Source organism: Wolbachia endosymbiont of Drosophila incompta (assembly GCF_001758565.1).
Taxonomy (GTDB): Bacteria; Pseudomonadota; Alphaproteobacteria; order Rickettsiales; family Anaplasmataceae; genus Wolbachia; species Wolbachia pipientis.
Genome location: NZ_CP011148.1, coordinates 16,267 through 37,592, shown reverse-complemented (window position 1 = coordinate 37,592; position 21,326 = coordinate 16,267). Strand labels below are relative to the sequence as shown.

General features: G+C 35.7%; 15 protein-coding genes and 1 tRNA gene. 4 read left to right on the top strand and 12 right to left on the bottom strand.

The features are described from left to right. The first annotated feature begins 319 nt into the window (after positions 1–319). A complete protein-coding gene (locus tag WG67_RS00145; RefSeq protein ID WP_245683371.1) occupies positions 320–2,905 on the top strand; it encodes a WD_0033/WD_0034 family tandem repeat-containing protein in 2,586 nt (861 codons plus the stop codon). A 628-nt stretch (positions 2,906–3,533) separates the two neighbouring features. Here the strand turns inward: WG67_RS00145 and purD are convergent. Both purD and serS read right to left on the bottom strand, forming a co-directional pair. Beyond that, entirely contained in the window at positions 3,534–4,805 is a 1,272-nt protein-coding gene (purD, locus tag WG67_RS00140; RefSeq protein ID WP_070356710.1) for a phosphoribosylamine--glycine ligase, read from the bottom strand. A gap of 34 nt (positions 4,806–4,839) precedes the next feature. Further along, positions 4,840–6,117: a serine--tRNA ligase gene (gene serS, locus WG67_RS00135; protein ID WP_038198549.1), complete on the bottom strand. Its 1,278-nt coding sequence runs from the start codon at positions 6,115–6,117 to the stop codon at positions 4,840–4,842. A 143-nt stretch (positions 6,118–6,260) separates the two neighbouring features. Between serS and WG67_RS00130 the strand changes: the two genes are divergently transcribed. Genes WG67_RS00130 through dusB form a run of 3 tightly spaced genes read left to right on the top strand, consistent with a single transcriptional unit; the run spans position 6,261 to position 8,377 of the window. Next, the gene (locus WG67_RS00130; protein ID WP_070356709.1) at positions 6,261–7,130 is read left to right on the top strand and encodes a C48 family peptidase; all 870 of its coding nucleotides are present in this window, start codon (positions 6,261–6,263) and stop codon (positions 7,128–7,130) included. A gap of 46 nt (positions 7,131–7,176) precedes the next feature. Then, positions 7,177–7,389 carry a hypothetical protein gene (locus tag WG67_RS00125; protein WP_070356708.1) on the top strand — a complete coding sequence of 71 codons (213 nt, stop codon included), beginning with the start codon at positions 7,177–7,179 and terminating at the stop codon, positions 7,387–7,389. Between the two features lie 25 nt (positions 7,390–7,414). Beyond that, positions 7,415–8,377, top strand: coding sequence for a tRNA dihydrouridine synthase DusB (gene dusB / locus WG67_RS00120; protein WP_070356707.1), 963 nt, complete (start codon positions 7,415–7,417; stop codon positions 8,375–8,377). A 6-nt stretch (positions 8,378–8,383) separates the two neighbouring features. Here the strand turns inward: dusB and WG67_RS00115 are convergent, their stop codons facing one another. The 10 genes from WG67_RS00115 to tuf form a co-directional block, all read right to left on the bottom strand. Next, positions 8,384–15,010: a DNA-directed RNA polymerase subunit beta/beta' gene (locus WG67_RS00115; RefSeq protein WP_083250444.1), complete on the bottom strand. Its 6,627-nt coding sequence runs from the start codon at positions 15,008–15,010 to the stop codon at positions 8,384–8,386. Continuing rightward, positions 15,007–16,896: a hypothetical protein gene (locus WG67_RS05760; RefSeq protein WP_083250443.1), complete on the bottom strand. Its 1,890-nt coding sequence runs from the start codon at positions 16,894–16,896 to the stop codon at positions 15,007–15,009. Before WG67_RS05760 ends, WG67_RS00115 begins: the two co-directional genes overlap by 4 nt. Before the next feature lie 58 nt (positions 16,897–16,954). Next, positions 16,955–17,356, bottom strand: a complete 402-nt coding sequence (rplL, locus tag WG67_RS00110; RefSeq protein WP_007551887.1) for a 50S ribosomal protein L7/L12 — start codon at positions 17,354–17,356, stop codon at positions 16,955–16,957. A 26-nt stretch (positions 17,357–17,382) separates the two neighbouring features. Continuing rightward, positions 17,383–17,901: a 50S ribosomal protein L10 gene (gene rplJ, locus WG67_RS00105; protein ID WP_006279539.1), complete on the bottom strand. Its 519-nt coding sequence runs from the start codon at positions 17,899–17,901 to the stop codon at positions 17,383–17,385. Between the two features lie 12 nt (positions 17,902–17,913). Continuing rightward, positions 17,914–18,567 (bottom strand): 50S ribosomal protein L1, encoded by a 654-nt coding sequence (gene rplA / locus WG67_RS00100; protein ID WP_070356706.1) that lies wholly within the window; start codon positions 18,565–18,567, stop codon positions 17,914–17,916. Between the two features lie 4 nt (positions 18,568–18,571). After that, on the bottom strand, positions 18,572–19,012 hold the full coding sequence (locus tag WG67_RS00095; protein ID WP_006279541.1) for a 50S ribosomal protein L11: 441 nt from the start codon (positions 19,010–19,012) through the stop codon (positions 18,572–18,574). Positions 19,013–19,014: 2 nt separating this feature from the next. Further along, positions 19,015–19,851 carry a transcription termination/antitermination protein NusG gene (gene nusG / locus WG67_RS00090; protein WP_070356705.1) on the bottom strand — a complete coding sequence of 279 codons (837 nt, stop codon included), beginning with the start codon at positions 19,849–19,851 and terminating at the stop codon, positions 19,015–19,017. Further along, entirely contained in the window at positions 19,841–20,041 is a 201-nt protein-coding gene (gene secE / locus WG67_RS00085; protein WP_022626186.1) for a preprotein translocase subunit SecE, read from the bottom strand. The genes nusG and secE overlap by 11 nt, the downstream gene beginning before the upstream one ends. A gap of 19 nt (positions 20,042–20,060) precedes the next feature. Further along, positions 20,061–20,133 (bottom strand) — tRNA-Trp (locus WG67_RS00080). 13 nt (positions 20,134–20,146) lie between these two features. Further along, positions 20,147–21,319, bottom strand: coding sequence for an elongation factor Tu (gene tuf, locus WG67_RS00075; RefSeq protein ID WP_010962309.1), 1,173 nt, complete (start codon positions 21,317–21,319; stop codon positions 20,147–20,149). Positions 21,320–21,326: the final 7 nt, after the last annotated feature.

Below are 21,326 nucleotides of genomic sequence, written 5' to 3'. Positions count from 1 at the left end.
CTCATCCCGCCGCGAACCGTCATACCACTGCGAACCGTCATCCCGCCGCGGTATCTCTAGATCCCGCTAACAAGCAGCGGGATGACGGTTTTTCAAATTATCGTAAGTCAGTTTAGCTATAGCTACAAGTTTCATTCTTCCCTTACAAATAACTTTACTGCGTCCTTTTTTCGGATTCAGAATTAGCAAGAAACGTTCTTGTAAGGTGGTCTACTAAAATTTTGCTTTATAAAACAATGTCTGAACTATGCAATTAATACATTATCAACACAACTGATTCATAAAAGCAAATATTATAACCACGAAGAGAGAAAATGTTATGCTTAGTTTAATAAGAAAGACCTTGAGAAAAAAAATGACTCATCAGGTAAACGATTCGAAATTGAAAGAGAAAGATGAAAAAAGTATTTTAAAATTAGCATCAAAAATAGAAGGCAAAAAAAGTAGCATTGCTGAAGAACTAGAAAAAATATCTGAAAAGGAAAAACAAAGGATTCTTACTACGGAAGTAAGTAAACATCGGGGTAAAGAATCAACTATTATATCACTTGCTTATGCTATACTACGTAAAGATAGTATAGCTGTTGAGAAAATGTTAAGAGTAGCTAAAGAAAACGGTATTCTGAAAGACATTCTTGACGCAACAACAACTATAAAATATCCAGGTGGTCAGGAAGAAACTTGCACACCACTTACTTATGCCATATTATGTAAAAATAGCAAAACTATTGAAGAAACTTTAAAAGTCTCTAAAGAAAACGGTATTCTGAAAGATATTCTTAACGCAACAACAACTATAAAATATCCAGATGGTCGGAGAGCAACTGTTACACCACTTGCTTATGCTATACTATATGAAGATAGTATAGCTATTGAAGAAATTTTAAAAGTCTCTAAGGAGAACGGTATTCTGAAAGATATTCTTAACACAACAGCAACTATAAGATATCCAGATAACAAGGAAGTGACTTACGCGCCACTTGCTTATGCTATGTTCTGGAAGGATAGCAAAGCTATTAAAGAAATTCTAGTAGCAGCTGAAGAGAACAGTATTCTGAAAGATATTCTTAACACAACAACAACCATGAAATATCTAGACCGGGAAGTGACTTACACACCACTTGCTTATGTTATACTACGTAGAGATAGTATAGCTGTTGAGAAAGTGTTAAGAGTAGCTAAAGAAAACGGTATTCTGAGAGATATTCTTGACACAACAATAACTATAAAACATTTAGATAGCCGGGAAGTGACTTACACACCACTTGCTCATGCTATGTTCTGGGAGGATGGCAAAATTATTAAAGAAATTCTAGTAGCAGCTGAAGAGAACAGTATTCTGAAAGATATTCTTGACGCAACAACAACTATAAAATATCTAGATGGTCAAGAAGAAATTTACACACCGCTTACTTACGCCATATCATGTAAAAATAGCAAAACTATTGAAGAAATTTTAAAAGTCTCTAAAGAAAACGATATTCTGAAAGACATTCTTGACGCAACAACAACTATAAAATATCTAGATGGTCAGAAAGAAATTTACACACCGCTTACTTACGCTATATCATGTAAAAATAGCAAAGCTATTGAAGAAATTTTAAAAATCTCTAAAGAAAACGGTATTCTGAAAGATATTCTTGATGCAACAACAACTATAAAATGTCCAGATGGTCATGAAGAAACTTGCGCACCGCTTACTTATGCTATACTACGTAAAGATAGTATAGCTGTTGAGAAAATGTTAAGAGTAGCTAAAGAAAACGATATTCTGAAAGACATTCTTGACGCAACAACAACTATAAAACATTCAGATAGCCGGGAAGTAACTTACACACTACTTGCTTATGCTATACTGCGTGAAAATAGTATAGCTATTGAAGAAATTTTAAAAATCTCTAAGGAGAACAGTATTCTGAAAGATATTCTTAACGCAACAATAACTATAAAATGTCTAGATGGTCGGAGAGTAACTGTTACACCACTTGCTTATGCTATACTACGTAAAGATAGTATGGCTGTTGAGAAAATGTTAAGAGTAGCTAAAGAAAACGGTATTCTGAAAGACATTCTTGACGCAACAACAACTATAAAATATCCAGATGGTCAGGAAGAAACTTGCACACCACTTGCTTATGCTATACTACGTAAAGATAGTATAGCTGTTGAGAAAATGTTAAGAGTAGCTAAAGAAAACGGTATTCTGAAAGACATTCTTAACACAACAATAACCATAAAACATAAAAATAATCAAAAAGTAACTGATAAGTTACTTGCCGCATTACATGATCGCAAAGTTATTCAAAAAATTTTAGACATAGCTAGAGAAAATGATATTCTGAAAGACATTCTTAATGCAACAATAACTATAAAATATCCAGATAGTGAAGAAAAAATCTACACACCACTTACTTATACAATATCATGTAAAAGCAACGAAGCTTTTAATACAACAAGAGCTATAAATCAAGATGGTCAGGAAAAAACTCACATCCCATTTCCTACCCTTGATAAAAGAGAAACTGAATTAAAATTAAAAGAAAAAAGACAAAGTAGAAGAGATGAGGGATTAAATTTTAACAATGGTAGTAGTGACAAAAATGTTGAAATAAAAGTTAATGGGGATATCTTGTTGCAGCATAGTAGTGGAATTGAAAATGAAATAAATCATACTGCTGTACGTAATGATGTAAGGGGGGTAAAGCCTCTAATAGAAAGTAGAGTAAATGTTAAAGTACAGAATATAAATGCAGTGATTGCAACTTCTGTGACATTTAAAATGATTGCAACTTCTGTGACACTTGAGTTGGTAGCTAGTAAAATAACATGTGTACTGTCAAAACCCACCACTAAATTGGAAGAAGTAGCTATAACATATTTTCAAGGTTTAGCACTATATTTGTGAAACTTAATTTATATGTGCTAAACAAGATGCTGATTAGTTTTATAGCTAACCCAAGAAAGGTTTCCCTACGTCATACCGCCGCGGTATCTCCAGATCCCGCTGCGGGATGACGATTGTCGTTTAGCCATAAATATTTAAGAAATTTACCAAATGAAAAAAAAGGCAAAAGAAGCCCTGGGGTTATTATCTGCTTTAAAATATTGGCGTTTTTTATGTTTTAAACGCTTGACAAGCAAGATTTAGCTGCTTTTAATTGCAACTCACCTATGCTGCAAATGTTTAAGAAATTTACCAAGCAGAAAAAAAGACAAAGAATCCCCGAATTAGCTAGTCTTTTACTATCTCTGTCGAGTATTGGCATTTTTTGATGTCTTGTAACGCTTTATAAGCGCGTTCAGCTTATTTAGATAAAAATCTAGATGTAGATGAAGTTTTGTAAAGACATACAGTATCTATATACTGCAAAAAATTGAACATAAGACGCTGATACATTAAGTAATCCTTACCTTTTAATCTGCAGATTGGCGAAAGCAAATACAATAGCTTCAATTTTATGATAAGGGGGCTGGCGGAGTTTGTCAAGGAAGTTTTTCGTTTCTGTGAACCACCTGCTAACCGACAGCTAACATTAACTACCGATATCGTATCTGAAGAAGCCCCCTGGCCATTCTAAAAAATTTAATGCTGAGTACACCTTACTTTTGGCTTCCTCTATAGTGCTCCCTTCTGCTACTATATTTAGCACTCTTCCGCCATCGGAAACTAAGTTACCACTTTCATCGAATTTAGTACCAGCATGAAACACCAACACACCAGGAATGCTTTCAATCTTATCTAATCCTTTAATTACTTCTCCCTTTTGATAATCACCCGGATAGCCTTTACTTGCAACAACTACACAAACTGTAGATTTGTTGTTAAGTTCCACCATTTTGACATTTAACTTTCCTTCTGCAACTGACAACATCAATTTTAACAAATCGCAATTTGAATCAAATCTAGGTAATATAGATTGCGTTTCTGGATCACCGAATCTAACGTTATACTCGAGAAGTTTTGGGCTATCTTTGCAAATCATTAAACCAGCAAAGAGTACTCCTTTATAAGACGTACCCATGTTAACCAATGCTTGAGCTGTAGGGTATATTATTTTTTGGATAATTTTTTGCTCCATGTCCTTACTTATAATTGAAGGTGATGAGTACGACCCCATACCTCCAGTATTTTGGCTTTCATTACTTTCATCAACTCTCTTATAATCTTTTGCACACCCAAGAGGTACTACTTTCAACCCATCAATAAGAGCAAAAAAACTTACTTCTTCTCCAACTAAAAACTCTTCTATGATTATTTCTTCACCTGATTCACCAAATTTTTTCTCCACTAGCATTGAATTTATTGCTGAAAAAGCTTCGCTTTCTGTATTACATATAACCACCCCTTTTCCTGCTGCAATTCCATTTGCTTTCACTACAAGTGGAAACTTTATTTTATTGCTACGTACAAAATCTTTAGCTAACCCTTCATCAACAAAACACTCGTACTTGGCAGTTGGTATACCATATCGCTTACATAGTCCCTTGGTGAAAGACTTCGATCCCTCAAGTTTTGCAGTTGCTTGACTTGGAGCAAAAACATTTATTCCCTCTGCAACTAAATCATCAGCAAGCCCATCAATTATTGGTTGTTCTGGACCAATAACAACCAACTCTATATTTTCTCTCTTGCAAAATTGTGTAACATCCACTGAATTTTGAATATTTACATCCACAAGAGCCCCAAGATCTTTCATAGCTTGGCGACCAGGAGTTACATATAACTCAGTCAAGATAGGAGATTTTTTTAGAGCCCAAAGTAGAGCGTGCTCACGCCCACCAGAACCTATAACCAGAACCTTCATCTTTATTTCCTCGCTTTTCTATATGTCAAAATTATTATTTGCTTATAACAGTATCATTACTCATGTATTTTTGCAACACGTTTGGTATTGCAATCGACCCGTCAGAATTTTGATAATTTTCCATTATGGCAATAATCGTTCTTCCTATAGCTAAAGCTGAGCCGTTTAAAGTGTGAATATATTTTTTCATCTTTTTATCAGTTTCTGAAGAGTATTTAGCGTTCATCCTTCTTGCTTGAAATGCACCACAATTTGAGCAGCTTGATATTTCTCTATATTTATTTTGCCCAGGTAACCATACCTCTATGTCATAAGTCCTTTGTGCAGCAAAACCCATATCGCCACTGCAAAGCAGCATTACTCTGTATGGCAATTCTAATTTTTTTAATATCTCTTCAGCAACACTCGTCATACGCTCAAGCTCATCATTTGATTGGTCTTCAGTTGTGATGCTTACCAACTCCACTTTACCAAATTGGTGTTGCCTTATCATGCCCCTGGTATCGCGACCTGCACTACCTGCTTCTTTACGAAAGCACTCCGAATATGCAGTAAAGCGAATAGGCAGTTCTTTTTCTTCCATTATTTTGTCAGCAACTAAATTTGTTAAAAACACTTCACTTGTGGGAATCAACCTCAATTCGTCGGTAGTTAAATACGAATCGTCAGAAAATTTCGGTAGCTGACCAACATTATACATAGCTTCGTTTTTCACCAAAGCCGGGTGGTACACCTCAGTATAGCCAAATTCATTAACATGCATTTCAAGCATACAATTTATTAGCGCTCGTCCAAGCTTAGCTAACTGTCCTTTTAATATCGTAAATCTTGATCCGGAAATTCTCGCCGCTTGTTCGAAGTCCATTAAACCTAATTTTTCTCCGAGTTCATAATGAGATTCTGGTACAAAATCAAACTGTCTTTTTCCTCCATATCTTCTCACCTCTAAATTAGAGTTCTCATCTGCGCCTATTGGCACATCTTGCGCAGGAATATTCGGCAAGTTAGATAAAACATTCACTAACTTATCCTTTTCTGCTTGTTCTTTTAAGCTGATTGCCTCTATCTCATTTGTGATGCTTTTTGACAACTCTATTTGCTCTTCACAGGGGCTCTTGCTCATTTTAAGCTTTTTTATTTCCTCTGTGATTTCATTGCGCTGCCTATTCAAATCCTGCAGTTTAGTGGTTAATGATCTTTTCTCGTGATCGATTTCTAATATCTCTTCCGCAGTAGATTCTCTAATTCCCCTGCTTTTCATTGCCTTTTCAAATCCTTCAGGGTTTTTGCGTATATATTCTATATCGTGCATATATTGTGCTATTACTAACATTGTTACTGTACTCCAAAAGCTCTTAATATTCAATATATTCTCATACTACTAAAATTATTATGGTTGATTTTTTTGTTAGAATTTGTTTAAATTTAATTAACTTAGCGTTCATAGGGTGTAGTATGTTGGGCATTACAAAAAATAATCAGAAAGAGAGCACTTACTTTGCTGGTGAGGAATTCGTTATCTACGCTACTTGTGTATGCCTAGCAGCCACATTCGCTGCTGGCTGTTTAGGGGCGGTAATAGGATCCCCTCTATTGACCTTTCCACTTGCTATGCTCATCTCTAACCCCGTAGTTTGGGTTTTAATGGGAACAATTCTTACAGTAGCATACAAAATGGTTGTTGAACCTTTATTTTACTTAGCGAAGGGTTATATTAATGGAAAAAGAGCAAGTCAAGGTGAGCAAAAAACTCCAGATGAGGATAGTGGTATTTTTCCTGGACCAGATAATGAAGATGGGTCAACTGTTTCAGAGAACAGTAGTCGCAGAAGTTCTATTGCTTCAAAAGATAGTGGTTTGGGTGGTAAAGAGTTTCATGAAAATTTGGACACTCTTGTGCATCAGACAAACAGAGGAAATTATGCTTACTGGTTATGTGATGATGACATTACACATATTGCAAGAGTTGTGTATGGGTACTCACAAAGTGAACATAGTAATAATAATGTCTATTTTCTTGCTCCTAGCTATTCTAATGGTTGGGACGAACTCACAAAAGAATTTCTTCAGAATTATAGAGGTGAATTAAAACAAAATTCTAAATTGATATTTACTTCGGTTCTTCATATTAACAACAATCATTGGGTAACTTTGGTTATTAAACCTGATGCAGGTGATAAAAAATTTAGAGCTTATTACTGTGACTCATTTGGTAATCAATTGCCAGATAATGTGCTAAATATTGTTAAAAGAGAACTGCAAAAAGAGGAATGGGTATTAGACATAAGAATTTCCCCAACTAAGAGGTTGTCCGGAAACAAGTAAAAGGCTATAATATCTGAAATTTTAGTACGGGGTAAAAATTACACAAATGCTTAACGAAGACAAATCATTTGACGAAATTGACAAAAAGTTATCAGAATATAAATTTGATTTGAATGAGAAAAGAGAAGAATTTACAAGAGCGCTTATAGAAGATGAGAAATGTAAGGAAGATCTAAGAAATCGTAAGCGTCCGCCAAGGACGAAAACATCTCAGTCTTCTATTTCAAGGGAGAATGCAAGTTTGTGTTGCATTATGTAATCAATGAAAAATTACCATTGACCTTATGCCCCTCCAAATAGGAAATTTGACAATTGATTCTCCAGTTATTTTAGCTCCAATGTCTGGAGTGACTGATTATCCGTTTAGAAGTATTGTGAAGAAACTTGGTGCAAGTTTGTTAGTTTCAGAGATGATCGCAAGCAGAGCTATGATTATGCAAACTCGCCAGAGTTTGCAAAAAGCAAAAGTCGATGCATTAACTGCTGTGCAGCTTGCTGGGTGTGAGCCAGATGTTATGGCGGAGGCTGCAAAATTAAACGAGGACATGGGAGCAAAAATTATAGACATAAACTTTGGTTGCCCTGTTAAAAAAGTTGTAAACGGTTATGCAGGATCAGCGCTAATGCGTGATGAGAAAAAAGCCGCTGAGATAATTGAAGCTGTGGTCAAAGCAGTGAATATGCCAGTTACGGTGAAAATGCGCACTGGATGGAACGATGAAAATCGCAATGCCTCGAGACTTGCGAAAATTGCCGAAGACTTAGGAGCAAAAATGATCACTGTGCATGGAAGAACAAGAGCGCAGCTTTATAATGGTCAAGCAGATTGGAAATTCGTTAGAAATGTTAAAGAGCAAGTGAAAATTCCAGTTATAGTAAATGGCGATATTAAAAATTTAAATGATATTCAGAATGCTCTCAAAGAATCTGGAGCAGACGGAGTGATGATAGGTCGTGGTGCCTACGGTAAACCTTGGCTGATTAATCAAGCAATGAACTTTCTCAGTGGAAGTGAAACTTCTGAGCCAACAGCTTCAGAGAGATTAAGCATCATACTCGAGCATTACGACAATATTCTTGAGTACTATGGAAATGACACAGGAATAAAGATGGCCCGCAAACACATAGGTTGGTACAGTAGCGGGCTTCAAGGCTCATCTGAATTTCGTGTGAGAGTAAATAACATGACAGATAGCACAGAAGTGAAAGAAAATATTATTGGCTTTTTTGGTCAAGAGACACACTAGCTGTACTCAATTCGACTGATCGTATGCCACTACGCTCTCTTCCTCACCAGAGTGTAAATGACAACCATTATCCATCAACCATTCCTCGTCATAAGTTTCAATATCAAAATATTTTTCATATTTATCCACATTATCACAAAGTGAAAGTGCTCTGATCTTATTCATAATCAAACCTGTACCAGCAGGAATTAATCTTCCTACTATAACATTTTCTTTTAATCCACTTAAAGGATCACTCTTCCCGCAGAATGCTGCTTCTGTAAGTACTTTTGTTGTCTCTTGGAAAGAGGCAGCAGAAATAAAGGAGCTAGTTTCAAGACTTGCCCTAGTAATCCCCTGCAGAATAGGAAGATAATGAGTAGGCCGTTTGCCAGAGTTACTCATAGCATCATTTTCCCTATCAACTTCCAGCTTGTCAATGCTTTCGCCAACCAAGTACATAGTATCACCAGGATCAGTAATTTCCACTTTTTGTAGCATTTGTTTTAAGATCACCTCTAAATGCTTATTGTCTATACGAACACCCTGCAATCTATAAACTTGCTGTATTTCAGAAATCATATAGTGCGCTAAAGCTTCTAACCCAAGCACACGTAAAATATCATGGAGATCAGGGTCACCATCCATCAATAGATCACCTTTACGTACAAAATCACCTTCATTGACTATTACATGCTTACTTCTTGATACCAAATATTCAACTGGAGAAATTTGTTCATCTACAGGTTTAATTAATATACTGCGTTTTCCTCTACGGTCTTTTTCAGAAAACGCTACATAGCCATCTATCTCACTAACAATAGCATGCTCTTTAGGACGACGTGCTTCAAATAACTCTATAACCCTCGGTAAACCACCAGTAATATCACGAGTTTTAACTGACTCTCTTGGTGTTCTTGTAATAACATCACCTGCATGAACCTTCTGACCATCTTGTACATTGAGCACTGCACCGATTGGTATAAAATAACATGCTTCAACGCCACTTGCGAGTGTCATTACTTTACCATTATCGTCAAGCAGCACAATACGAGGACGTAAATTAGCTCCACCAGAATGCAATTTCCAGTCTTTTACTACTTTGCTTGATATTCCTGTAGATTCATCCATCACTTCAGTGATCGAAATTCCATCTTTTAAGTCCTGATAAGACACTGTACCAGTCTTCTCCGTGATAATAGGCAATGTATAAGGATCCCATTCCGCAACTTTATCGCCAATTTTTACTGACCCACTCTCATCTACATAAAGCTTAGCGCCGTAAGGTACACTGTGCTTCAACTTCTCACTACCAAGGCTATCAATCAACACGACTTCACAGGAACGGCTTATCACAATTTTATTTCCGTTTCTATCTATAATTATATTACTATTGTTTAACTTTATTTTAGCATTAATAGAAGCTATAATATTCGAGGATTCAACGCCTCTAGTCATTACTCCACCTATATGAAAAGTACGCATCGTTAACTGAGTACCTGGCTCTCCAACAGATTGAGCAGCTATAACACCAACTGCTTCACCTATTGAAACAATTTTACCAGTTGCAAGGTCTCTTCCATAACATAAAGAACATACACCAGGACTTATTTCACAAGTTAAAGGCGATCTAATTTTTACAACATCAAGACCTGCAATGCTGATTTGCTTTACTTTATCCTCATCAATTAATTCCCCTGCTTTTACTAATAATTCTTTTGTCACTGGGTTATATATATCATTTGCAGCTGTTCTACCCAGCACAACACTCTCTAGAGATGCAACTATAGTACTTCCTTCAACTGTAGCTCTCACAACAAGACCATTTTTTGTTTTACAGTCATGCTTTGTAACTATGCAATTTTGAGATACATCAACTAAACGACGAGTTAAGTATCCAGAGTTTGCAGTTTTAAGTGCAGTGTCAGCTAAACCTTTACGCGCACCGTGAGTAGAATTAAAGTATTCAAATACGTTCAATCCTTCACGGAAATTAGAAATTATAGGTGTTTCTATAATCTCACCAGAAGGTTTGGTCATGAGCCCTCGCATTCCTGCTAGCTGTTTCATCTGTGAAGTAGAACCCCTTGCACCAGAGTTAACCATCATATACACTGAGTTGTACTTACTATTTCCATCATATATAGATATTGCTTTTAACATATCATTAGCTATCATATCCGTACACTTAGACCATTCATCTATAACCTTGTTATACCTCTCACTTCTAGTTATTAGCCCATCTTGATATTGCATAGAGAATTTCTTAATTTCACCCCTCGCGTGATCAACATGTGTAGCTTTAGTTTCAGGTATAACCATATCACAACGACCAAAAGAGACACCAGAAAATGTGGCATACTCAAAGCCAAGTACCATTAATTTATCAGAAAATGCCACTGTAGCACTTTGACCACAGTTACGATATACCAAATCAACTATACCAGTTATTTCCTTGACTGTTAATATCTGATTTATTAGATCGAAGCCTAGATTCTCATGCTTAGGAAAAATTTGCCATAATATTAAACGGCCAGGAGTTGTACAAACAGTTTTATAGTGAGTTTCACCGCTGCTATTAATATACTCCATCCTATACTTTATACTAGAATGAATATGTAAAGTACCATCACTCAAGGAATGCTCAACTTCACAAAAAGCACCAAAAGATGGTAAATTATCTTCCTTAGGTTCTTGTAAAGTCAGATAATATATACCAAGTACTATATCTTTACTAGGAACTATAATCGGTCTGCCATTAGAAGGACTTAAAACGTTATTAGTGGACATCATCAACACCCTAGCTTCAAGCTGAGCTTCCAATGAAATTGGCACATGCACTGCCATTTGATCACCATCAAAATCAGCATTAAACGCCGTACAGACAAGCGGATGAAGCTGTATTGCTTTGCCTTCAATAAGGATTGGCTCAAAAGCCTGAATACCAAGTCTATGTAGCGTAGGCGCTCTATTCAACAAAACAGGATGCTCTTTTATTACCTCTTCAAGCATATCCCAAACTTCTGGTTTTTCTGCTCTTATCAACTTACTAGCAAACTTAATAGTTGGAGCCATACCATACATCTTAAGCTTTGAGTAAACAAAAGGTTTGAATAGTTCAAGAGCCATTCTTTTTGGTAATCCACACTGATTTAGTTTCAAAGTTGGACCAACAACTATTACAGAACGTCCAGAGTAGTCTACCCTTTTTCCTAAGAGGTTCTGGCGAAAACGACCCTGTTTTCCTTTTAACATATCACTAATGGACTTTTTATATCCAACAGCACCAGCTTTATTTACCAAAGTATTACGACGACTATTATCAAAAAGAGAATCAACTGCTTCTTGTAACATCCTTTTTTCATTACGAATCATAATCTCAGGAGGATTTAAGCTCAACAATTTTCTCAACCTGTTATTTCTATTAATAATAGTCCTATAATGATGATTCAGATCAGAAACTGCAGGACGACCACTCTCAAGCGATACCAAAGGACGCAAATCAGGTGGTAAAATAGGTATAGTTGTAAGTATCATCCACTCAGGCCTATTTCCAGATTTAATGAAGTTTTCAACAATACGCAATCTCTTTATAATTTTCTTTCTTCTTATCTCAGAAGCAACAGATTCTAATTCTAGTCTTAAATCCTTCCTAATTTCATGTAAATCAAGGTGCGTTAGCAACTCTCTTATAGCTTCAACACCTTGCATAGCTACAAAACTATCGATCCCATAGCTATCTTTAGCTTCATTATAAGCTTTTTCACTAATAATCTCACCTTTTTCAAAAGGCGAAACAAGAGGATCTATTACGATATAATTATCGCTATATAAAATATTCTCAATATCTCTGAGAGACATATCCAATAATGCTCCAATTCTTGAAGGAAGCGATTTCAAAAACCATATATGAGCAACAGGAGATGCAAGCTCTATATGACCCATCCTTTCTCTTCTTACTTTAGAAGATGTAACTTCTACTTCGCATTTTTCGCATATGCGACCTCTGTGTCTTCTTTTTTTGTATTTTCCACATAAACATTCATCGTCATTGACAGGGCCAAAAACCTTAGGGCAAAATAATCCACCTTTCTCAACTTTGAACGTACGATAATTTGCAGTTGAAACATCTTCTATCTCACCACAAGATATACGCTTAATACTTTCAGGGCTAGCAATCGATATGCTAACCTCATTAAAAGGTTGTGCAATGTTAGTGTGAGATATATCTTCAATCACTACATCATTTTGCTTTAAATCTACATTTAAACATAAAGAACGTAGTTCTTTTATCATCACATTAAAGGATTCAGGAATTCCACATTCAAAATTACTGTCACCTTTTATTATCGATTCATAAATCTTAACTCTACCATTAATATCATCAGACTTCACAGTTAACATTTCCTGCAAAGTATAAGCAGCACCATAGGCTTGTAATGCCCAACATTCCATTTCACCAAAACGCTGACCACCAAAATGAGATTTTCCTCCAAGAGGTTGTTGAGTAACCAAACTATAAGGCCCTACTGAACGCGCATGAATTTTACCATCAACCAAGTGGTGCAACTTAAGCATGTACATGTAACCAACTGTAACCTTGCGGTCGAATTTTTCACCACTGCAACCGTCATATAATACAGCTTGTCCAGAGTTATCTAAACCAGCAAGTTCAAATAATTTTGCTATTTGTTCATCTTTTGGACCCTCAAATACAGGTGCAGCAACAGGAACGCCATCACGTAATTTGCGTGCAAATTCAATGAGATTATTATCACTAATATTACGAATATCATTACAGATAGATACGTTACTGCCATAGCTATAAACCTCAATCAGGAAGTTACGTAAATTGCTGTATGAACTTTTACAAGAGTTCAAATAGTTCTCTACTAACTCATTCAACTCGTCATTTAGTGCATTCTTATTAGGTGTATTTAAAACAGAAGCCGTTATTTCATCATCATCAATATTTTCAATTTTTTTATTATCAAGGTATGCTACTGCAAATTGTGTAAAATTATCATCGTTAAGGGACCTAATTCCCTTGCAAAAAGCACTTTTGATCTTATTGATCTCATCGAGAATATTACTTACCTTTTCCCCTAATTTTCTACAAGCCCAACCTACATGCGTTTCCAGTATTTGCCCTACATTCATTCGTGAAGGAACACCAAGAGGGTTAAGAATAATATCAACAGGAGTACCATCTTCCAAATAAGGCATATCTTCCACTGGCACAACTCGAGAAATCACACCTTTATTTCCATGTCTACCAGCCATTTTATCCCCTGGTTGCAGACTATGTTTCACAGCAATGAAAACTTTTACTGACATCGACACACCTTGAGGCAGGTCATAACCTTCATGTAATTTTTCTACTTTTCGCTTAAACTGTGCTATTGCATGTGATACTTTTTCATCAAAATCTTTTTTTAAGCTCTTAACTTGCTCAGAAATGGATTGGTTTTTTAATCCTATACCCCACCATTGCTCACGTTCAATAGAGTCAAATTTTTCTCGATCTTGAGAACCAGAATTAATAAGAAGTTTCTTCAGTTCATCATAGAAATATTCACTAGTAACATTGATTATATAATCTCGCTCTTCCTCACAGTCATTTATCTCTTTTTGTTTGATGAGTAATGCCCTTTCATTTTCTTCAACCCCCCTGCGTGTAAAGACTTGTACATCAATTACTGTCCCTTCAACATCTGGAGATGTATATAAAGAGGAATCCGCACAATCGAATGACTTTTCACCAAAAATTGTCATTAATAACTTCGTTTCAGGAGGCAATGAAAGAGAAGGTTTAGGTGTAACTTTACCTACCAGAATATAGCCTGGACCAACTCTTGTACCAATTTTCACTATACCACTATCATCCAAGTGATATAGATTTTCTTCATTAACACCAGGTATAGCACGAGTTATTTTTTCTGATCCTAAAGGGGTATCATGTACAACACAGTCAAATTCTTCTATATGAATAGAAGTAAAGAGATCTTTTTTAACAACTTCACTAGAAATAATAATAGAGTCTTCAAAATTATAACCTTGCCAAGACATAAAAGCGACTAGCAAATTTTTACCAAGCGCCAACTCACCACTGTTAATTGCAGGACCATCAGCTATTACATCACCCTTTTTAACATAATCACCTACGCACACTAGCGGTCTTTGATTAATACAAGTATTATGGTTAGAACGCTGAAATTTCCTTAGATGATAAATATCTACGTCCAAGTAGTTAACCCTTTCTTTATCAAAAGCACGTATAACTATAGAGTTACTATCAGAACTATCAACTATGCCATCGCGTTTTGCTAAAACTACAGCACCAGAGCCAGAAGCTACAAAAGACTCCATACCAGTAGCAACCAGAGGAGCGGTAGGCTTCAATAAAGGTACGGCCTGACGTTGCATATTTGAGCCCATTAATGCTCTATTAGCATCATCATTTTCTAAAAATGGAATCAAGGAAGCTGCAACTGATATTACCTGCTTAGGAGATACGTCAATGTAACTAACTTGGTCGCTACTTACCATGACGAAGCTACCAGCATATCTACAGTATAGCATGTCATCAACAAAGCAATTATTTTCATCAAGCTTTACGCTAGTGTCAGCTATATGATGTGAGCCTTCGTCTATAGCAGAAAGATACTCAATTTGATCAGTAACAACCCTATTGACACTTTTCTATAAGGGCTTTCAATGAAACCATATTTATTAATACGCGCGTATATAGCTAAGCTGTTGATTAACCCTATATTTTGCCCTTCAGGAGTCTCAATAGGGCAAATTCTTCCATAATGAGTTGGATGAACATCACGCACCTCAAATCCTGCCCGTTCTCTTATTAAACCGCCAGGACCTAACGCGGATAACCTTCTTTTATGTGTTATTTCAGATAACGGATTAGTCTGATCCATAAATTGAGATAATTGAGAAGAATTGAAGAAATCTCTTAAGACATTAGTTAACACTTTTGGATTAATAAAATCAGATGGAGAAACTTTATCTAAACTAGAAGTGGACATAGAATCAACTATTGCGCGTTCCAATTTCAACAACCCAGTTCTAAATTGATTTTCTATAAACTCTCCAACTGATCTTACTCTTCTGTTTCCTAAATGATCAATATCATCTACAGATCCTTGACCGTCACGTAACAATACTATTTTTTTCACAATTTCAATAATATCTTCATGCGTTAAAACAGTTAAATCCTCATCATAATTTAATCCAAGGTAAGAGTTAAGCTTCAACCTACCAATGTTAGACAAATCATAATATTCCGGACTGAAGAAAAGATTACGGAAAAACTCTTCTACTATCTCTAAAACAGGAACTTCACCAGGACGCAAAACTCTATATATTTCATATAGTGCATCCTGATAAGACATGTTTTCATCTAAGAAAAGCGTATTTAATATATAAGGTCCAACAAACAAATTATCTATGTTCAACACTGATATTTCATCTACAGATAATAACTCAAGCTTCTTTATGTCTTCCAGCTTTATAGATTCACCAGCAGATAAAATTTTCGTAGAGCTAGCACTATCCATTAAATCTTCTGCGAGGAATAAACCACATATAGAATTAAACGGAACCAGATACTCTTTCAATTCATTATCATATAGCTTTTTAGCTAGTCTTGAGGTAATACGAACGTTAGCTTTAAGCAGCACATTACCTTCAATATCCATTAAGTCGAAAGGCAGCCTCACTCCTTTAAATTTATCAGGAACAAAAGGCACTTTCCAACCATCTTTATGTTTTACATACTTTATTTTCTCATAAAATCTATCGAGTATATCATTATTTGATAGACCCAACGCCTTTAATAAAACTGAAATTGGCAATTTTCTTTTTCTATCAACACGAAAATACAAATGGTCTTTAACATCAAATTCAATATCAAGCCAAGAACCCCTATAAGGAATAATTCTAGCAGAATAGATCAATTTACCAGAATTGTAAGTTTTTCCCTTATCGCTATCAAAAAATACACCAGGAGACCTATGCATTTGTGAGACGATAACTTTTTCCACACCATTAATGATGAAAGTGCCCTTATCAGTCATCATAGGCAACCCACAAAAGTGGACTTTCTGCTCTTCTATAGATTTTACAACGGTTGCAAGTTTAGAATGACCTCCACTCTCTTTAATCGATTTATATTCATCAAGAGAAATACCATCCTGCATAACAACAAGACGTATAGAAGCAATAACCTGAGCAGAAAAAGTTACACCACGCTTTATACACTCAGATTCATCATACTTAGGATCATCTACCCTACAACTTATAAACTCAATAGTAGACCTACGCAAAGGATCATTTATTGGAAAGATTGTATGAAAGATAACTTCAAGTCTTTCATTACCCTTATTCTTAGGAGTAAAAGAATCATATGATTCTTTTTGAACCTTAACCAAATCCAATAAAGAATCTTTTAAATCAATCGACCTAGAATAAGAAACTCTAGGAACAAAAGCACCAGAAGCGTACATATAAGAAGAATCAACCATTAAAATACCCCAAACTAATTAAAAGAGCTATATCAATATAAAATTAATACATTAAATATTATTCAAGCTCCACTTTAGTTGCTCCTGCTTCAATAAGTTTTTGCTTGATTTTTTCTGCTTCGTCTTTAGGAACATTAGCAGTCAAATCTTTAGGTAAAGATTCAACCAACTCTTTTGCTTCTTTTAAACCCAATGTAGAATTAACCTCTCTCACAGCTTTAATAACTCCTATTTTTTTACTCGCATCAATTTCTTTAATCACAACTTTATACTCAGCTTTTTCTTGAGCAGCAGGAGCAGCAGCATTATCACCAATAGGCGCCCCAGCACCAACAGCTCCACCAAGAAAAGAACCAGCAGGCAACCCTATTTTCTCTTCTAAAACTTTTACAAGTTCAGAAGCCTCTAATAGGTTTAAAGATAATATTTTATCAACCAAATCACTTGTTACATTACTCATAATTACCACCTTACTTAACAACAAATTTATTTTTTAGAACTATAATAATCCAAAACTCTCATAAGCCTCATAGAAGATGAATTAATAGACAACGCTAACCGAGCAGGAATATCATAAGATATTAAACGCATAATTTTAACACGCAATTCATCCAGAGAAGGCAACTTAGCCAGTTTATTAACATCTTCCACTGTTAACAATTCATTTAAATGAGCTGCGCAAATCACAGACATTTTTTCTTTGTTAGCATTAGTAAAATCAACTATTAATTTTGCAGCTTCTACTATGCCACTAGAGTATATAATAGCAACAGGACCGGAAAATTTGCCTGATAAATAAGAGAATTTACCAGTCCTTTCCAAAGCCAAGCGCGCTAGAGTGTTTTTAACTACTAATACCCCACCTGCTATAGACTTCAGACTATTCCTCAGAGTTAATGAATCATTAGCATTTATAGATTTAAAATTTACTAATATCAAGAAATCATTATTTACAAATACGTTTATTGTGCTCTGTATAAATTCATCCTTATCTTTACGCTTCACGGTATCACTCCCTTAAATTATATCTTCCACTTTGCCTATCTTATAAGCTTTACCCATAGTTGAATTTAAAAAAACACCCTTAAAGTAAATTCCTTTCGCAGAAATAGGTTTATTATCTTTAATTACTTTAAGAAAGGCTTTTAAATTTTCTAGCAAGTCATCAATATCAAATTTAATATTTCCTAATTTACCATGAATAACACCATTTTTATCTGTTCTAAATTTTACCTGACCAGACTTAATGGTTTTAATAGCTTCTGCAATGTTAGAAGTCACAGTACCAAATTTAGGGTTAGGCATCAGCCCTTTAGCACCCAATACTTTTGCAATAGGAGTGATTTTTGCCATAAAATCAGGAGTAGTAATGCACCAATCAACATCTAACTTTCTACCTTTTTTTATTTCTTCAACTAAATCCTCTCCTCCTGCAATATCAGCACCAGCTTTTTCAGCTTCTAATAAATGTTTATCTTGAGCAAAAACAGCTACTTTAATATTCTTCCCGATACCTTTAGGCAAAACTACTGTACCACGCACCTGCTCTTCAGATTTACGTGAATCTACGCCTAAATTGACCGCAATATCAACTGATTCATTAAATTTTGCTGAAGTAGACTCAACAATCTTCTTCAAACACTGCTTAGGATTATCATTATATGTATTCATTTACCTAACCTTCCACAACTTCTATACCCATAGATTTTGCAGTGCCTACAACCATTTTCACTGCTGAATCTTCATTATCCACTTTCATATCAACCATCTTGCACTTTGCTACTTTAATTATAGCAGACATAGGTAATTTAGCCACTAATTCTTTACCAGGATTACCAGAACTTTTACTTAATTTAGCCTCCTGCTTAAGTAAATAAGCCACAGGCGGACCGCTGACAGTAAAATCATGAGAGCGATCATCCTTTATGGAAATTCGCACTGTTACTAAATCGCCTACTTTATAATTAGCGTTAGCAGCACTAGTAACTTTATTAAAAGCTTCACAAAACTTAGGAACAGGTATACCACGTGGACCAAGTACTGAAGCAATTTTCGGTCCTGGAACTGCTTTCCCAGCTTCCATAAGTAAGTTAATCTTAGCAACTATAACACTCATAATTAATCCTCTATTTTCTCTACTTGAGCCAGATCAAGCTCTATTATTGTCGGCTTACCTAAAATCGATACTTCCACATTAATAATTTTTTTCTCATCGTTTACCATATTTACCTTACCAGTAAAATTTTGAAAAAGACCATCATTAATTTTCACTTTTTCACCTTTTTCATAACCATAACCTAACTTCTTTGTCTCTTGAGCATTATAAAGTGCATTACACATTGAGTGAATCTCATCATCCAAAATCACCTTTGGAATATTACCGTTTTTCAAAAATCCATAAACCTTAAGAGATTTTGGTATATTATTGATAAAATTCAATACTTCATCGCATAAATTCACGTATAAAAAGACATAACCAGGAAAGCATTTCCTTCGTGTAGCAATTTTCTTAGATTTCAACTCTACTTCACTTAGCTCTTCATATGGAATAAAAACTTCCTTAAAGTAATCATTAACACCCAATCTCATAGAATTTTCCAATATATGTTGGCGCACTTTCTCTTCACAATTGGAAGCAACTCTCAAGATATACCATTTATATCTATTAAATTCTTTACACTTTAAACTTATCTCATCATCTGAAATCATCTCAAAATCACCAGATTCGCCACTGCAGAATCCAGGCGTTTGATTCAAAATATTTTTGCTTTCATCACACAGATGCATATATACATACACTTCACATAATTCTTTTATATCAGACTTTGAATTACATACCGTTTGATAAGGAATAAACACTTCCTTAAAATAAACAGCATTACTTACCAATTCGCGTATGTTTTGCTCATATCCATAATCAACTTTAATGATATACCATTTATATTCACATTCCATAAATAATTCCAAATAAAGCCTTAATTACGTAAAGAGACATAAAATCCACAAAACAGAAGAAAATCGAAAAGCATAATATAACAATCATTACAACAAATAGAGATGACAACACCTCCTGTTTCTTTACCCAAGCAATTCTTCGTATTTCTTGCTTTATATCACAGAAAAAACCACATAAACTTTTTAACATTTCCACCACAACATTAATGCAGGAGCGATAGGAATTGAACCTACAACCTCTGGTTTTGGAGACCAGCGCTCTACCAATTGAGCTACACTCCTATAACTCAAACTCTCACTCCAAAATTTCAGAAACAACACCAGAACCAACAGTTCTACCGCCTTCTCTTATCGCAAAACGCAATCCCTTATCCATTGCTATCGGTACTTGCAATTCTACTTCTACACTCACATTATCTCCTGGCATTACCATCTCCTTCCCATCTAGCAATTTTATGCTCCCAGTGACATCCGTTGTCCTTAAATAAAACTGTGGCTGGTAATTCGCAAAAAATGGTGTATGCCTTCCTCCTTCCTCTTTCTTTAATATATAAACCTCCGCCTTAAACTTTCTATGCGGTGTTATCGTCCCCGGTTTCGCTAATACTTGCCCTCTCTCCACTTCTTCTCTTTTTGTTCCTCTTAACAATATTCCTACATTGAGTCCTGCACTTCCCTTATCCAGCAACTTCTTAAACATCTCAACACCTGTGCATATCGTCTTTTGCGTCGCTTTCAGACCTATTATCTCTATCTCTTCTCCCGTCTTTATCTCTCCCTTCTCTATTCTTCCTGTTACCACTGTTCCTCGCCCCGATATCGAAAATACATCTTCGATTGGCAATAAAAATGGTAAATCCACAGGCCTTGGTGGAACCGCTACATATTCATCTAACTTTTCCATCAATTTATCTATTGATTTCTTTCCATATTCGCTGCTGTCATCCTCCAGCGCCTTGAGCGCTGAACCAACCACCACAGGCACTTCATCCCCTGGAAATCCGTATTTACTCAGTAATTCCCTCACTTCCATTTCTACTAAATCTATCATATCAGCATCAGCAACATCAGCTTTATTTATATACACCACGATATATCCAACACCTACCTGCTTCGCCAGCAATATATGCTCTCTCGTTTGTGGCATTGGCCCATCAACCCCCGACACTACCAATATCGCCGCATCCATCTGTGCTGCACCTACTATCATGTTCTTTACATAGTCAGCGTGTCCAGGACAATCAACGTGTGCATAATGCCTTTTCTCTGTCTGATACTCAACATGCGCTGTTGCTATCGTTATCCCCCTCTTCCTTTCTTCTGGCGCTTTGTCTATCTGATCGTACGCTACAAAATTTCCATAATGCTTCGTTATCGCCGCTGTTAACGTCGTCTTCCCATGATCCACATGTCCTATTGTTCCCACATTTACATGCGGCTTTCCAAATGCTTCCACTACTGCTGTCATAATTATT

Excerpts from the sequence above, each read along its gene's own strand:
- WG67_RS00145 (WP_245683371.1), top strand. The coding sequence starts at position 320 with ATGCTTAGTTTAATAAGAAAGACCTTGAGAAAAAAAATGACTCATCAG.
- purD (WP_070356710.1), bottom strand. The coding sequence starts at position 4,805 with ATGAAGGTTCTGGTTATAGGTTCTGGTGGGCGTGAGCACGCTCTACTT.
- serS (WP_038198549.1), bottom strand. The coding sequence starts at position 6,117 with ATGCACGATATAGAATATATACGCAAAAACCCTGAAGGATTTGAAAAG.
- WG67_RS00130 (WP_070356709.1), top strand. The coding sequence starts at position 6,261 with ATGTTGGGCATTACAAAAAATAATCAGAAAGAGAGCACTTACTTTGCT.
- WG67_RS00125 (WP_070356708.1), top strand. The coding sequence starts at position 7,177 with ATGCTTAACGAAGACAAATCATTTGACGAAATTGACAAAAAGTTATCA.
- dusB (WP_070356707.1), top strand. The coding sequence starts at position 7,415 with ATGCCCCTCCAAATAGGAAATTTGACAATTGATTCTCCAGTTATTTTA.
- WG67_RS05760 (WP_083250443.1), bottom strand. The coding sequence starts at position 16,896 with ATGGTTGATTCTTCTTATATGTACGCTTCTGGTGCTTTTGTTCCTAGA.
- rplL (WP_007551887.1), bottom strand. The coding sequence starts at position 17,356 with ATGAGTAATGTAACAAGTGATTTGGTTGATAAAATATTATCTTTAAAC.
- rplA (WP_070356706.1), bottom strand. The coding sequence starts at position 18,567 with ATGAATACATATAATGATAATCCTAAGCAGTGTTTGAAGAAGATTGTT.
- WG67_RS00095 (WP_006279541.1), bottom strand. The coding sequence starts at position 19,012 with ATGAGTGTTATAGTTGCTAAGATTAACTTACTTATGGAAGCTGGGAAA.
- nusG (WP_070356705.1), bottom strand. The coding sequence starts at position 19,851 with ATGGAATGTGAATATAAATGGTATATCATTAAAGTTGATTATGGATAT.
- secE (WP_022626186.1), bottom strand. The coding sequence starts at position 20,041 with ATGTTAAAAAGTTTATGTGGTTTTTTCTGTGATATAAAGCAAGAAATA.
- tuf (WP_010962309.1), bottom strand. The coding sequence starts at position 21,319 with ATGACAGCAGTAGTGGAAGCATTTGGAAAGCCGCATGTAAATGTGGGA.